The following is a 14,326-nucleotide window of genomic DNA, read 5'->3' as shown; positions in this document are numbered from 1 at the left end:
AGCCTGACGCGGTGGACGTTGCAAGGCCAAGGCCGGGTGCCTATAGAAGCGCAATGAACTCGCGCGATCCCAAATCCCTGATCCGCATCGCCCGCGAATCCGGCGAAACCACCGAGGTGGAACCGCTGGACCTCGGCGCGCGCGTGCGCCAGCTGCGCAAGGACCGCGACTGGACGCTGGAGCAGGCGGCGAAACAGGCGGGGCTCGCGCGCTCGACCCTCTCGAAGATCGAGAACGGGCAGATGTCGCCGACCTACGACGCGCTGAAGAAGCTGGCGACGGGATTGCAGATCTCGGTGCCGCAGCTCTTCACCCAGCCGCAGCGCGCGCAGGCCAATGGCCGCATGTCGGTGACCCGCGCCGAGGACGGCCAGCCACACGCGACCACGACCTATGAACACAGCCTGCTGGCCGAGGGTCTGACCAAGAAGAAGATGCTGCCCTATCGTGCCCGCGTCCGCGCCCGCGCGATGGAGGAGTTCGACGGCTGGGTGCGCCACGATGGCGAGGAATTCCTCTACGTGCTGACCGGCGTGATCCGGCTATACACCGAGTTCTACGAGCCGGTCGAAATGCGACGCGGCGACAGCGCCTATTACGACGCGGCGATGGGCCATAACGTCGTGTCGATCAGCCCCGAGGACGCGACCATCCTCTGGGTGACCTCGCTGGTCTGATCCGCCTATTGCAGGCTGTGCGCCCGCTGCGGCGGCACCAGCTCGCTGGCCAGCGTTTCGATATAGAGGAAATCCTCGATCTCCTCGCGCGCCTCATTCAGCGAGAGATTGTGCGAGTGGGCGAGATAGGCCTCGAAGGTCTTGCGATCGTGGCGCGCCCGGTTCATCGCACGGGTCTCGAGATAAGGGAAACGCGCCCGCATCAGCGGCGACCAGACTTCCCACTCCCTGGTGATGTCAGACCATTGCATTCTGACACGTCCCTGTTGTCCATCCCCTGAAGGTAGCATGACGCCAAGTTGCCCCGTTTGTCAAAAACTGAGACCCGTGGTCACTGGCAATAAGTTGCCGATGCGTCAACCGGGGTCGGGCGGCTCAATCGGGCTGATACCACCAGACTTCGGGCAGGAAACCGGGGCGGTCGCCGTAGATCGGCGTATGCTCGGGATAGCGGAAGGCGCGGCGGTGGGCGATCCGGTCGATGGTGTCGTACCAGAAGGGGATGACATAGCGCCCGGCCGTCAGCACCCGGTCGAGCGCGCGCACGGCGGCGGTGTAATCCTCTCGCGTGGTGGCGGCGAGCATGGCGTCGATCATCGCCTCGGCGGCAGGGGAGTCCATGCCCATCAGGTTGCGGGTGCCCGGCGTGGCAACGCCCTGGCTGCCCCAGTACAGCCGCTGCTCGTTGCCGGGCGACAGCGACATGTCGCGCCGGTAGGTGGTGATGTCGAAATCGTACTCGCTCTCGCGCGCGACGAACTGGGCATTGTCCACCCGGTCGATGCGCAGCGCGATCCCCAGCCGATCAAGGGCGCGGAGGTAGATGTCGGCGACGGACTCACTGCGCGGATCGCCCTGCCGCAGCAGGATGCTCAGCGCCATCGGCTGGCCGTCGCGGTTTAGGCGGCGCCCCTGGTAGACCTTCAGCCCGGCCTGTTCCAGCAAGTCCGACGCCGCCTTGAGGTTGCCCCGGTTGCGCAGCGTGCCGTCGCCCACGGGCAGCTCATAGCCATCGAGCGCGCCCGGTGGCAGGCTGTCGGCGAAGGGTTCCAGCAGCGCGCGCACCTTGCCGGTGGCGGGACCGGGACGCATCCCCAACTCGGAGTTGTCGAAATACGAGGTGATGCGCGGCTGGCTGCCGCCGGTCACCGTCTCGTTGACGAATTCGAAGTTGAAGGCCAGCAGCAGCGCCTCGCGCACCCGCCAGTCATCCAGCGGCGCACGGCGGGTGTTCAGCACGAAGCCGGTCATGCCGGTGGGCCGCCCGCTGAGGATCTCGGACTTGACCACCTCGCCCCGGCTCACGGCGGGAAAGTCGTAGAGCGTCGCCCAGCGTTCGGCATTGTCCTCGCGCACGGCCGAGATATCGCCGGCCTTGAAGGCTTCGAACAGCACTGTGCTGTCGGCGAAGAACTCCAGCTGGATCTCGTCGAAGTTCATGGTGCCCCGGCGCAGTGGCAGGTCTCTGGCCCAATAGTCCGGGTTGCGGCGCAGCAGCACCCGGCGGCCGGCCTCGTAGGAGGCGACCGTGTAAGCCCCGGTGCCCGCGGGGATTTCGTCGAGCGGCGCGCCGGCAAAATCGCGCCCCTCCCACTGCGCCTTCTTCAGGATCGGGCGCAGTCCCGCGATCAGCGGCAACTCGCGGTCATCGGTGTTGAAGCTGATGCGCAGGCTGCGCGGCCCGGTCTGCTCGATCGAGGCGATCTTCGGAGGGAGCGAGCGATAGCGCATGTGCCCGACCTCGCCCAAAGTCTCGAACGACCAGATCACATCCTCGACCGTGACCGGGCTGCCGTCCGAGAATCGGGCCTCCTCGCGCAGGGTGAATTCGACCCAGGACCGGTCCGGCGGGGTCTCGACCGATTCGGCCAGAAGGCCGTAGAGTGTGAAGGGTTCGTCCAGCGACTGGCTCAGCAGGCTCTCGTAGCCAAGGAAGCGCCACTGCCACGGTGGTGTGCCTTTTATGACGAAGGGGTTCAGCGAGTCGAAGCCGCCGGTATTGCCAAAGACAATCCGGCCCCCCTTGGGGGCATCAGGGTTGGCATAGGGCAGGGACACAAAATCCGGTGGCAGCGCCGGATCGCCATACATAGCTATGCCATGACTCGATTCTGCACCGGCGGCAGAAGCGCCTAAAAACAGTGCAACCGTAGCGAGAACGGCGCTGGAACGCCGGAAAATCTCTGCGCGCATTTTGGCAACAATCCCGCTCTGCCCTTATATTATTGGGGGGCAACCTAACGAGGGATTCACGTCTTTTCAAACTTTTAGCTTGGACAGAGGGCGGGAAAGGCTTATAAAGGTCTTACTGCTCGATAGGTTTCTTGCCTGTATGAAACCTGCCTCAATAACTTAACGCCCGCCTTGCGCGGGCGTTTTTTTGTCCGCCGTGCAGCCGGCCAAAATCCGCGTGATCGGGCGCGAAGCCCCAAGTTTTCCCGTTTATCTCGCACCTGCAGGATGGCACTCTGGCGCACGAGCCAACCAAGGGGGATGCCGTGACTCTGCAAGGAAAAACCGCCGTCGTGACCGGGTCGAACTCGGGAATCGGTCTGGGAATCGCCAGGGCGCTGGCCGGGGCGGGCGCGCATGTCGTGCTCAACTCCTTTACCGACCGTGACGAGGATCACGCGCTGGCCGCCGATATGGCCAAGGAATTCGGCACCGAGGTGCGCTACATCGCGGCCGACATGAGCAAGGGTGACGATTGCCGGGCACTGATCGCAAAGGCCGGGGCCTGCGACATCCTGGTGAACAACGCCGGGATCCAGCACGTCGCGCCGATCGACGAGTTTCCGGTCGACAAGTGGAACGCGATCATCGCGATCAACCTCACCTCGGCCTTCCACACCACCGCCGTCGCGCTGCCGATGATGCGCAAGGCAGGCTGGGGGCGGGTGGTCAACATCGCCTCGGCCCACGGGCTGACCGCCTCGCCATTCAAGTCGGCCTATATCGCCGCAAAGCATGGGGTTGTCGGCCTCTCGAAGACCACTGCGCTGGAAACCGCCGGGCAGGGGATCACCTGCAACGCCATCTGTCCGGGCTACGTGCTGACCCCGCTGGTCGAGGCGCAGATCCCCGACCAGATGAAGACCCACAACATGGGCCGCGAGGAGGTCATCAAGAAGGTGATGCTGGAACGCCAGCCCAGCCGCGAGTTCGCCACCGTCGAACAGCTGGGCGGCACCACGGTGTTCCTCTGCTCGGACGCGGCGGCGCAGATCACCGGCACCACGATCAGCGTGGATGGCGGCTGGACCGCGATGTAGGTGCCGCGCGCCCTCGGCACCGCGCCCGACGACAGCAGCGTGGCGCAGGTCACGCTGCGCGGAGGTGGCCTGCGCGCGCAGGTGATGACCTGGGGCGCCTCGGTGCAGGGGCTCTGGCTTGACGGCATCGGTCATTCGCTGCTGCGCGGCAGCCCCGACCTGCGCGCCTATTTTGCCGACCTGCTCTATTTTGGCGCGGTGGTCGGGCCGGTGGCGAACCGCATCGCCAATGCCCGCTTCACGCTGGACGGGCGGACCTTCTCTCTGGACGCCAACGAAGGCGGCAAGACCATCCTGCACGGCGGCGTCCACGGCACCGGCCAGCGCAATTGGGCCATCGCCGACCTCGGGCCCGCGCATTGCCGGCTGGAGATCACCCAGCCCGGCGGGCTGCACGGCTTTCCGGGGCCGCTGGAGATCGCCGTGACCTACACACTGGAAGAGCAGAGCGCGCTGCTGGTCGAAATCGAGGGCCACAGCGCCGTGCCCGCCCTCTTCGCGCCGGCCTTTCACGGCTACTGGACGCTCGACGGCGCGGCGGACCTGCGCGGGCACCGCCTTCAGGTCGATGCCGAAAGCTATCTCCCGGTCGATGCCGACATGATCCCGCTAGGTCCGCCCGCGCCGGTCGCCGGGACGATGTTCGATTTCCGCAAAGCTAGCGCCATCGACCAGAGCATCGACCACAACCTCTGTCTGTCATCGGAGCGGGTACCAATCCGCCCCGTCGCCTGGCTGGAAGCCGGCAAGCTGCGGCTGGAGCTTGCCACCACCGAGCCGGGATTGCAGGTCTATGCCTCGGGCGGCACCTCGTCGGGCCATTGGCCGGGGCACGAGGGGCGCCCCTTCGGCCCCTATGCCGGGCTGGCGCTGGAACCGCAGCTCTGGCCTGACGCGGCGAACCGCGCCGACTATCCGTCGCCGCGGATCGACCCCGGCCAGCGGATCACGCAAAGCTCGCGCTTCACCCTACAGCGCCTCTGAGCAAAAGGCTCAGTCGCAGTCATCCTCGAAATAGGCCGCGTTCTCTGCCCGCAGGCCCGGCAGCACAACGTGGATATTGCCCAGGTGGTCGCGCAGACAGGCTTCGGCTGCGTCCGGGCTGCCGGCCTCGATCGCCTCGACCAGCGCGACGTGTTCGCTCAGCACCCGGCGGCGGTGGCTGACCGAGAGGGTCAGGAACCGCGCGCGGTCCATATGCGCCTTGTGCTCCAGGATCAGCTCCCAGACATGGGTATGCCCGGCGATCCGGCAGAGCAGCAAATGGAAGGCCTCGTCCTGCACGTGAAAGGCGCGCCGATCTGGATCGTCCAGCGCCGCCACCTGCCGGGCCAGCGCCTCGTGCAGTTCGGCGATGTCCTCCTTGGTGCGCCGCGCGGCGGCAAGGCGGATGCATTCCACCTCCAGCGCCGTGCGCACGAAAGCAGCCTCGCGCACGGCCCGTTCCGAGATCTTCGAGATCAGCGTCGCCCGTTGCGGCCGGATCGACAACAGCCCCAGCTTCGATAACCGGAAAAACGCATCGCGCACCGGCTGGCGCGAGACGTTCAGCTGCTTGGCGACCTCGGCCTCCGAGACCTTCGAGCCGGGCGGCAGCTGCAACGAGACCACGGCCGAATAGAGGGCGTCAAACACCTGGTCCGTCGCGGTCTGCGACGGCGGCAACGAAAGCGGAGTGAATTCCAGATCCTGCATGTCAGCGCCGGTGTGTCACAAGTCCTGTGCCCTTTGCTACAGGATTTTGCACTTTGACACAACTGTCAGACTAGCATATTAGTCTGGTCAATTGCTGACTCGAAGGTCGCCCGTGCCCCTTACAGATCCAGATCGCCTGTTCCCCGTCGAACCCTCGCTGCGCGCTTTGGCCCGCAGCCTGTATGACGACGTGAAGAACCTCCCCATCGTCAGCCCGCACGGGCATTGCGACCCGCGCTGGTTCGCCGAAAACGAACGCTTCCCGAACCCTGCCGAGCTTTTCGTGATCCCCGACCACTATGTCTTCCGGATGCTGGTGAGCCAGGGGGTGCCGATGACCTCTCTCGGCGTGCCGCGCGTCGATGGCGGCCCGGTCGAGAGTGACCCGCGCACCATCTGGCGGCTGTTTGCCGAGCGGTTCCATCTGTTTAGGGGGACGCCCTCGGCGCTCTGGCTCGACCATTCCTTCGAACATGTCTTTGGCATCGACGAACCGCTGAACGCGGCGACCGCCGACCTGTATTACGACCATATCGACGCCTGCCTCGGCCGCGACGACTTCCGACCGCGCGCCCTGTTCGAGCGCTTCGGGATCGAGGTGCTGGCCACCACCGAAGGCGCGCTGGACGATCTGCGCTGGCACCGGATGATCGCCGAAAGCGGCTGGTCGGGCAGGGTGCTGACCACCTATCGCCCCGACGCGGTGGTCGATCCCGAGTTCGAGGGCTTTGCCGCCAACGTCACCCGCCTGGGCGAACTGACCGGCGAGGACACCACCACCTGGGACGGCTATCTCGACGCGCACCGCGCCCGGCGCGACTATTTCCGCAGCTTCGGCGCCACGGCCACCGATCACGGCCACCCCTCGGCACAGACCGCGAACCTCTCGCCGCAAGAGGCCGGAGCGCTGCTCGGCAAGGTGCTCTCGGGCGATTTCACCCCGGCCGAGGCCGAGACCTTCCGCGGCCAGATGCTGACCGAGATGGCGCGGATGAGCCTGGAAGACGGGATGACGATGCAGATCCATCCCGGCTCGCGGCGCAACCACCATGCCGGCGTCTTTGCCCGCCACGGGCGCGACAAGGGCTTCGATATTCCGGGCCCGACCGATTACGTCGGCGCGCTCAAGCCGATGCTCGACGCGGTGGGGATGGAGCCGGAGCTGACCATCATCCTCTTCACCCTGGACGAAACCGCCTATGGCCGCGAACTCGCGCCGCTGGCGGGGGCCTACCCGGCGCTGCGCCTTGGCCCGCCCTGGTGGTTCTTCGACAGCTACGAGGGGATCAAGCGGTTCCGCGAGGCCACGACCGAGACCTGCGGCTTCTACAACACCGCCGGTTTCAACGACGACACCCGTGCCTTCTGCTCGATCCCCGCGCGCCACGACGTCGCGCGGAGGTCGGACTGCGCCTATCTCGCGACGCTGGTCGGCACCGGACGACTGAGGGAGGACGCGGCCCGCGAGGTCGCGGCGGATTTGACCTACGGCCTGGCAAAACAGGCATATCGGCTCGGCTAGAGCCACATCAACAAGGGAGGAGAAGACTATGAAAAGACGGCATATCCTGGCGGCACTGCTCGCCTCTGTCTCGCTGGCCGGCGCGGCCCAGGCCTGCGAGCGCACGCTGCGTTCGTCCGACACGCACCCCGACGGCTATCCGACCGTCGAAGCGGTCAAGGCGATGGGCAAGATCCTGGAAGAGAAGACCGGCGGCAAGCTCTGCATCGAGGTCTTCCACTCGGCCCAGCTCGGCCAGGAGAAGGACACCATCGAACAGACCCAGTTCGGCGTGATCGACATGAACCGCGTCAGCCTCGGGCCCTTCAACAACATGATCCCCGAGACGCAGATCCCCTCGCTGCCCTATATCTTCCGCTCGACCGAGCACATGCACAAGGTCATGGATGGCCCGATCGGCGAAGAGATCCTGGCCGCCTTCTCGGATCACGACCTGGTCGGCCTGGCCTTCTACGACGCCGGCTCGCGCAGCTTCTACAACAGCCAGAAGCCGATCAATTCGATGGCCGATCTCTCGGGCATGAAGTTCCGCGTGATGCAGTCCGATCTCTTCGTCGACATGGTCGGCGCGCTGGGGGCCAACGCCACCCCGATGCCCTATGGCGAGGTCTATTCCTCGATCCAGACCGGCGTGATCGACGGGGCCGAGAACAACTACCCCAGCTATGAATCCTCGGGCCACTTCGAGGTCGCCAAGTATCTGACGCTGGACCAGCACCTGATCGTGCCGGAAATCCTCGCCATGTCGAAGAAGACCTATGACTCGCTGAGCGCCGACGAACAGGCGGCGGTGCGGGCGGCGGCCAAGGAGTCTGTGCTCGTGATGCGCGACCTCTGGGCGGCCCGCGAGAAGGCCTCCGAGGACAAGGTCCGCGCGGCGGGCGTCGAGGTCATCACCGACATCGACAAGACCCCGTTCATCGAGGCGATGGTGCCGGTCTACCAGAAATACGTGACCTCGGACAAACTCAAGTCGCTGGTCGAGCGGATCCAGGCCACCAAGTGACCTGACCCTGCCTGCCGGTCCCCGCAGCGGCGGGGGCCGGACCCTGCTACGGAGGCACCCCTCGTGCGAAAGACTATGGAAACCGCCGCGATCGCCACGGGGCGGCTGGCCAATATCGCCCTCTGGGTGGCCGGCGCGGGCCTCGTGGCGATGACGGTGATGATCGCGGCGCAGGTGTTCTGGCGCTACGTGCTGAACAATTCGATCGTCTGGTCCGAACCGGCGAGCGTGATGGTGATGGGCTGGTTCATCTTCCTCGGCGCCGCCGTCGGCATTCGCGAGGGCTATCACCTGTCCTTCGACGTCCTGCTCTACGTCGTGCCCGACGCGGTCAAGAAGCTGTTCCATACGCTTTCCGACATCATGGTCGCGGCCTTCGGCGGCGGCATGGTCTTCTACGGCTGGCAACTGGCCGAGCGCGCGGCCCACGTGCAGCTGCCCTCGCTCGGCATTTCCGGGGCCTTCGACTTCGCCCCCATTGTCGGTGGCGGCGTGCTGGTGGTGCTGTTCTCACTCGAACGGATCCTGCGGCGGCTGGCGGGGCTTCACACCTCCCGCTTTGGCGATACCGAAACGGCGGAGGCATAGGATGGAGCTCTGGGTTCTCTTCGGAAGCTTCGTCTTCCTGCTGCTGATCGGCACGCCGGTTGCCTTCTGCCTCGGCATCTCGTCCTTCGCGACGATCCTCTACCTCGGCCTGCCGCCGGTGGTGGTGTTCCAGCGGCTGAATTCCGGCGTCTCGGTCTTCGCGCTTATGGCGATCCCCTTCTTCATCTACGCCGGCGACCTGATGGTGCGCGGCGATATCGCGCGGCGCCTGGTGGCGCTGGCGGGCGCGATGGTCGGCCATCTGCGCGGTGGCCTCGGGCAGGTCAACATCATGGCCTCGGTCATGTTCGGTGGCGTCTCGGGCTCGGCGGCGGCCGATGCCTCGGCGGTCGGCGGGCTGATGGTGCCGCAGATGAAGGCACGCGGATACGGCGTTGATTATGCGGTGAATATCACGGTTGTCGGCTCGATCATCGCGCTGATGATCCCGCCCAGCCACAACATGATCATCTACTCGATCTCGGCGGGCGGCAAGATCTCGATCGCCGACCTCTTCACCGCCGGCATCATCCCCGGCCTCGTGCTGGCGCTCTCGCTGATGGTCGCGGCCTATATCGTCGCCCGCCGGCGCGGTTATCCGACCGAGCGTTTCCCCGGCTTCGGCGCGCTGGGGTCGATCTTCCTCAATGCGGTGCCAGGCCTGATCCTGGTGGCGCTGATCTTCGGCGGTGTGCGCTCCGGCATCTTCACCGCCTCGGAGTCCTCGAACATCGCGGTGGTCTATGCGCTACTGGTGACGATCCTCGTCTATCGCACGCTCGACTGGCGCGAGTTCGTCGAGGCGACCAAGGCGGCGGTGCGCACCACCTCGATGGTTCTCATGGTGATCGGCTGCGCGGCCTCCTTCGGCTGGCTGCTGGCCTACCTGCGGGTGCCGGCGATGATGGTCGCGGCGCTGCAGCAGCTTTCCGACAACCCGATCCTGATCCTGCTTCTCATCAACGTGGTGCTGCTGATCCTCGGGACCTTCATGGACATGTCGCCGCTGATCGTCATCACCACGCCGATCTTCCTTCCGGTGGTGCAGGCCTTCGGCGTCGACCCGGTGCATTTCGGGGTGATCCTGATCCTGAACCTCGGCATCGGCCTCTGCACGCCGCCGGTGGGCGCGGTGCTCTTCGTGGGCTGCGCGGTGGGGCGTATCCCGATCCAGCAGGCGGTGCGCTCGATCTGGCCGTTCTACTTCGCCGCCTTCGTGACGCTGATGCTGGTCACCTACGTGCCCGCGCTGTCGCTCTGGCTGCCCTCGCTCTTCCATTGATGTCAGGAGGTTACGCGATGATCCGAACCTATCCGCCGGCCTATCCCGATCCCGGCATCACCCGGCAGGTGCTCTCCGAGAACCCCGACCTCATGGTGGTCTCCTTCCGTTTCGAGAAGGGCGCCCTGGGCAAGCTGCATTCGCATCCGCACATCCAGTCGACCTATGTCATGGCCGGGCGCTTCCGCTTCTTCCTTGACGGCAAGGAGGTCGAGATCGGCCCCGGCGACAGTCTCGTCGTGCCCTCGAACGCCGAACATGGCTGCGAATGCCTCGAGCCGGGCGAGCTGATCGACACCTTCACCCCGCGCCGCGACGATTTTCTCTGAAGGACCCAATGATGACCCAGACCGAAACCCGCTATGCCATCGACCCGGCCTCGGCCAGGTCGCTCGACACGCAGGGCCTGCGCGACCACTTCCACGTCGGCGGGCTCTTCGCGCCGGGCGAGATCCGGCTGGTCTATTCGCATTACGACCGGCTGATCCTCGGCAGCGCGGTTCCGGCGGGCGGGGCGCTTGTGCTGGACCACGTCGCCGAAGCCGGTACGCCCTCGATCCTCGCGCGGCGCGAGATGGGGGTGCTGAACATCGGCCCGGCGGGCGAGGTGACGGTCGGCGGCGAAACCCACCGGATCGGCACCGGCGAGATCCTCTACATCGGCATGGGTTCTGGCCCGGTGACTTTTGCCGGCGAGGGTCGCTACTACATCCTTTCGGCCCCCGCGCATCGCATATGCCCGACCCGGCTGGTCACCGCCGACATTGCGCGCCGCGTCGAGATGGGCGCCAAGGCCACCGCCAACGAGCGGGTCATCATGCAGTTCCTGCACCCCGAGGTGGTCGAGACCTGCCAACTGGTGATGGGCTATACCCGCTTCCAGGAAGGCTCGGTCTGGAACACCATGCCGGCGCATACCCATGACCGGCGCATGGAGGCCTATCTCTATTTCGACCTCGCCGAAGGTTCGCGCGTCTTCCACCTGATGGGCGAGCCGACCGAGACCCGCCATATCGTCATGGGCAACGAAGAGGCGGTGATCTCGCCGCCCTGGTCGATCCATGCCGGGGCAGGAACCGGGGCCTATACCTTCTGCTGGGCCATGGCGGGCGACAACGTCGACTTCACCGACATGGACATGGTGGCGATGGAGACGCTGCGGTGAGCGCTTTCCGCCTCGACGGCAAGCGCGCGCTGGTGACCGGCGCGAATACCGGCATCGGCCAGGCCATCGCGGTCGGGCTGGCCGAGGCGGGCGCGCATGTGCTGGCGGCGGGGCGGTCGTCCTGCGCCGAGACGGTGGCGCGGATCCAAGGCGCGGGCGGCAGCGGCGAGGCGGTGACGCTCGACCTCGCCGATCCCGGCGCGGCAGCCGCGCGGCTGGCGGAGTTCGGCGTGCTCGATATCCTGGTGAACAACGCGGGCATCATCCGGCGCGCGGATTCGGTCGACTATACCGAGGCCGACTGGGACGCGGTGATGGACGTGAACCTCAAGGCCGTCTTCCTGATGTGCCAGGCCTTCGCCCGCGCCGCGCTGGCGCGCGGGCAGGGCGGGCGGATCGTCAACATCGCCTCGCTGCTCAGCTTCCAGGGCGGCATCCGGGTGCCGGCCTATACCGCGTCGAAACACGGGGTCGCGGGGCTGACCAAGCTGCTGGCCAACGAATGGGCGGCCAAGGGCATCAACGTGAACGCCGTCGCGCCGGGCTATATCGCCACCAACAACACCGAGGCGCTCCGCGCCGACCCGCTGCGCTCGGCCGAGATCCTCGGGCGCATCCCGGCGGGGCGCTGGGGCGACCCGGCCGATATCGCCGGGGCGGTGACCTTCCTCTGCGCCCCGGCGGCCAATTACGTCACCGGCGCGGTGCTGAACGTCGATGGAGGCTGGCTTGCCCGATAGGCTCACCCGCCGCACGGCCCCGGCCAGAACCGGCATCGTCCACCTTGGCCCCGGCGCCTTCTTCCGCGCCTTCCAGGCGATCTACACCGCCGAGGCGATGGCGGCCCAGGGCGGTGACTGGGGCATCCTGGCCGTCAGCCTCAAGAGCCCCACGGCACGCGACCAGCTGGAGTCCCAGGGCGGCGCCTTCACGGCGGTGGAACTGGGGCCCGAGGGCAAGAGCGCGCGCGTGATCGAGTCGATCACGGGCGTGCTGGTTGCGCCCGAAAACCCCGAGGCTGTGATCGCGGCGATGGCCGATCCGGGGGTGAGGATCGTCTCGCTGACCATCACCGAAAAGGGCTATTGCCACGAACCGGCAACGGGGCGGCTCAACCGGGATCACCCCGAGATCCGCCATGACCTGAAAAACCCGGACCGCCCGCAATCGGCGCCGGGCTTCATCGTGGCGGCGCTGGCGCGGCGTCGGGCGGATGGGGTAAAGCCCTTCACCGTGCTGACCTGCGACAACCTCCCCTCGAACGGCCGGCTGGCGCGCGGCATCATGCTCGACTTCGCCCGCGCGCGCGACCACGACCTCGCCGACTGGATCGCGGCAGAAGTCCCGTTCCCGGCCACCATGGTCGACCGCATCACCCCCGCCACCACGCCCGCGGATATCGAGGCGCTGGCCGCCTCTGAAGGCTATCTCGACCCGGCCTGCGTGATGCACGAACCCTTCCGGCAATGGGTGATCGAGGATGATTTCGCCGATGGCCGCCCGGCCTGGGAGGTCGCCGGCGCGCAATTCGTGCGCAACGTCGAGGCGCATGAGGCGATGAAGTTGCGCTGTCTCAATGGCACCCATTCGACGCTGGCCTATCTCGGCTATCTCTCGGGCTACGAAACCATCGCCGAAACGGTGGCCGACCCGGCCTTTGCCGCGCTCTGCAACCGGCTCTGGCGCGAGGAGATCTTGCCCACGGTCCCGCGGCCCGAAGGCGAGGACCTGCCGGCCTATTGCGCCGCGCTGCTCGACCGCTACCGCAACCCCGGCATCCGGCACCGCACCTGGCAGATCGCCATGGACGGCAGCCAGAAACTGCCGCAGCGCATCCTCGGCACCGTGCGTGATGCGCTGGCGGCGGGCAGGGTGCCATCCGGCCTCTGCCTCGCCGTGGCGGGATGGATGCGCTATGTCGGCGGCCTCGACGAGGCGGGCCAGGCGATCGACGTGCGCGACCCGCTGGCAGCCCAACTCAGGGCGGCCTCGGACAGCGCGCAGACACCGGCGGGCAAGGTCGCGGCGCTGCTGGGCGTGGCGCAGGTCTTCGACCCGGCCCTCGCGGGTGATGCACGGTTCCGCACTGCCGTCACCGAGGCCTACGACGCCTTGGCCGGGCAGGGCGCCCGCGCCACGGTGGCGGCCTGGACCAGCGCAGGCTGATCCCCCGCAATTCCGGATTTGGTATACCGATTTCTGATGCAGAGTCCGCCGGACTGTGTATCACTCGTGCCGAACCGGAGACGGACCGCAAGATTGCAAGGAGGAGATTGCGATGGACCTGCCGAAGAACGCCTTCAAGGCTGCGCTCAGGGAGGGCCGGCGGCAGATCGGCTACTGGAGCTCGATTGCCGACAGCTGCGTGGTCGAGATGCTGGCGGGCTGCGGCTATGACTGGTTGCTGATCGACACCGAGCACACGCCGACCTCCATCGGCCAGACCGTGCCGCTGATGCAGGCCGCCGTGCCCTATCCGGTCAGCACCATCGTGCGCCCCGGCTGGAACGACACGGTCGAGATCAAGCGCCTGCTGGACGCTGGGGCGCAGTCGCTGCTGGTGCCCTACGTGCAGAACGCCGAGGAGGCCGAGAAGGCGGTCGCCGCCGTGCGCTATCCGCCGCACGGGGTACGCGGCGTCGCCGGGGCGACCAGGGCGAGCCGCTTCGGCATGGTCCAGGACTACGGCAAGCGCGCCAGCGAGGAGATCTGCCTGCTGGTCCAGGCCGAAACGGTCGAGGCCCTGGCCGAGATCGAGGAGATCGCCGCGGTGGACGGGGTCGACGGCATCTTCATCGGCCCGGCCGACCTCGCCGCCTCGATGGGCTACCCGGGCGAGGCCTCGCACCCAGAGGTGCGCAAGGCGGTGGTCGACGCCACCAAGCGCATTCGCGCCGCCGGCAAACCGCCGGGCTTCCTGTCGCTCGACATGTCCTTCTGCCGCGAGGTGGCCGACGCCGGCTGCTTGTTCCTGGCAGTCGGGGTCGATGCCATCTCGCTGCGTCAGGCCGCGGCGGCGCGTCGGGACGAGTGGCGCTGACCCCAGGGGCGCGCCGGGCGTCACCGGCGCATTGGAGTATTTGGAAAGAGAAGAAGCACCAGGGCGGTCTTCTCTTTCC

15 protein-coding genes are annotated in these 14,326 nt (G+C 66.8%); 12 read left to right on the top strand and 3 right to left on the bottom strand.

From position 1 onward, the window contains the following. Positions 1-53 precede the first annotated feature (53 nt). The gene (locus IE266_RS12805; RefSeq protein WP_189680492.1) at positions 54-677 is read left to right on the top strand and encodes a helix-turn-helix domain-containing protein; all 624 of its coding nucleotides are present in this window, start codon (positions 54-56) and stop codon (positions 675-677) included. A gap of 5 nt (positions 678-682) precedes the next feature. On the opposite strand, the gene IE266_RS12800 is transcribed toward IE266_RS12805, so the two are convergent. Beyond that, positions 683-928, bottom strand: a complete 246-nt coding sequence (locus tag IE266_RS12800) for a hypothetical protein (protein ID WP_189680491.1) — start codon at positions 926-928, stop codon at positions 683-685. A gap of 124 nt (positions 929-1,052) precedes the next feature. Continuing rightward, a complete protein-coding gene (locus IE266_RS12795) occupies positions 1,053-2,870 on the bottom strand; it encodes an extracellular solute-binding protein (protein WP_373310573.1) in 1,818 nt (605 codons plus the stop codon). 305 nt (positions 2,871-3,175) lie between these two features. Between IE266_RS12795 and IE266_RS12790 the strand changes: the two genes are divergently transcribed. Together IE266_RS12790 and IE266_RS12785 are read left to right on the top strand one after the other, a co-directional pair. After that, positions 3,176-3,949 (top strand): 3-hydroxybutyrate dehydrogenase, encoded by a 774-nt coding sequence (locus IE266_RS12790; RefSeq protein WP_189680489.1) that lies wholly within the window; start codon positions 3,176-3,178, stop codon positions 3,947-3,949. Next, positions 3,950-4,933, top strand: coding sequence for an aldose epimerase family protein (locus IE266_RS12785; protein ID WP_229864087.1), 984 nt, complete (start codon positions 3,950-3,952; stop codon positions 4,931-4,933). It begins immediately after the preceding gene. 9 nt (positions 4,934-4,942) lie between these two features. On the opposite strand, the gene IE266_RS12780 is transcribed toward IE266_RS12785, so the two are convergent. Beyond that, positions 4,943-5,644, bottom strand: a complete 702-nt coding sequence (locus IE266_RS12780; RefSeq protein WP_189680488.1) for a GntR family transcriptional regulator — start codon at positions 5,642-5,644, stop codon at positions 4,943-4,945. A gap of 112 nt (positions 5,645-5,756) precedes the next feature. On the opposite strand from IE266_RS12780, the gene uxaC reads away from it, so the two are divergent. The 9 genes from uxaC (at position 5,757) to IE266_RS12735 (ending at position 14,247) form a co-directional block, all read left to right on the top strand. Next, positions 5,757-7,166, top strand: a complete 1,410-nt coding sequence (gene uxaC / locus IE266_RS12775) for a glucuronate isomerase (protein WP_189680487.1) — start codon at positions 5,757-5,759, stop codon at positions 7,164-7,166. A gap of 28 nt (positions 7,167-7,194) precedes the next feature. Continuing rightward, positions 7,195-8,172: a TRAP transporter substrate-binding protein gene (locus IE266_RS12770; protein ID WP_189680486.1), complete on the top strand. Its 978-nt coding sequence runs from the start codon at positions 7,195-7,197 to the stop codon at positions 8,170-8,172. Positions 8,173-8,235: 63 nt separating this feature from the next. Then, on the top strand, positions 8,236-8,760 hold the full coding sequence (locus tag IE266_RS12765; protein ID WP_229864085.1) for a TRAP transporter small permease: 525 nt from the start codon (positions 8,236-8,238) through the stop codon (positions 8,758-8,760). Position 8,761: 1 nt separating this feature from the next. Beyond that, positions 8,762-10,042: a TRAP transporter large permease gene (locus tag IE266_RS12760; RefSeq protein WP_189680485.1), complete on the top strand. Its 1,281-nt coding sequence runs from the start codon at positions 8,762-8,764 to the stop codon at positions 10,040-10,042. 17 nt (positions 10,043-10,059) lie between these two features. Continuing rightward, a complete protein-coding gene (locus tag IE266_RS12755; RefSeq protein ID WP_189680484.1) occupies positions 10,060-10,371 on the top strand; it encodes a cupin domain-containing protein in 312 nt (103 codons plus the stop codon). An 11-nt stretch (positions 10,372-10,382) separates the two neighbouring features. Further along, positions 10,383-11,207: a 5-dehydro-4-deoxy-D-glucuronate isomerase gene (gene kduI, locus IE266_RS12750; protein ID WP_189680483.1), complete on the top strand. Its 825-nt coding sequence runs from the start codon at positions 10,383-10,385 to the stop codon at positions 11,205-11,207. Continuing rightward, complete coding sequence (gene kduD / locus IE266_RS12745) at positions 11,204-11,947, top strand: 2-dehydro-3-deoxy-D-gluconate 5-dehydrogenase KduD (RefSeq protein ID WP_189680482.1); 744 nt, start codon at positions 11,204-11,206, stop codon at positions 11,945-11,947. Before kduI ends, kduD begins: the two co-directional genes overlap by 4 nt. Then, the gene (locus IE266_RS12740; protein WP_189680481.1) at positions 11,925-13,373 is read left to right on the top strand and encodes a mannitol dehydrogenase family protein; all 1,449 of its coding nucleotides are present in this window, start codon (positions 11,925-11,927) and stop codon (positions 13,371-13,373) included. Before kduD ends, IE266_RS12740 begins: the two co-directional genes overlap by 23 nt. Positions 13,374-13,485: 112 nt before the next feature. Continuing rightward, positions 13,486-14,247 (top strand): HpcH/HpaI aldolase family protein, encoded by a 762-nt coding sequence (locus tag IE266_RS12735; RefSeq protein ID WP_189680480.1) that lies wholly within the window; start codon positions 13,486-13,488, stop codon positions 14,245-14,247. The last annotated feature ends 79 nt before the right edge of the window (positions 14,248-14,326 follow it).

It is taken from the genome of Seohaeicola zhoushanensis (genome assembly GCF_014656415.1).
Lineage (GTDB): Bacteria > Pseudomonadota > Alphaproteobacteria > Rhodobacterales > Rhodobacteraceae > Seohaeicola_A > Seohaeicola_A zhoushanensis.
The sequence above is the reverse complement of the archived record's forward strand: the minus strand, read 5'-3'. Positions and strand labels throughout refer to the sequence as shown.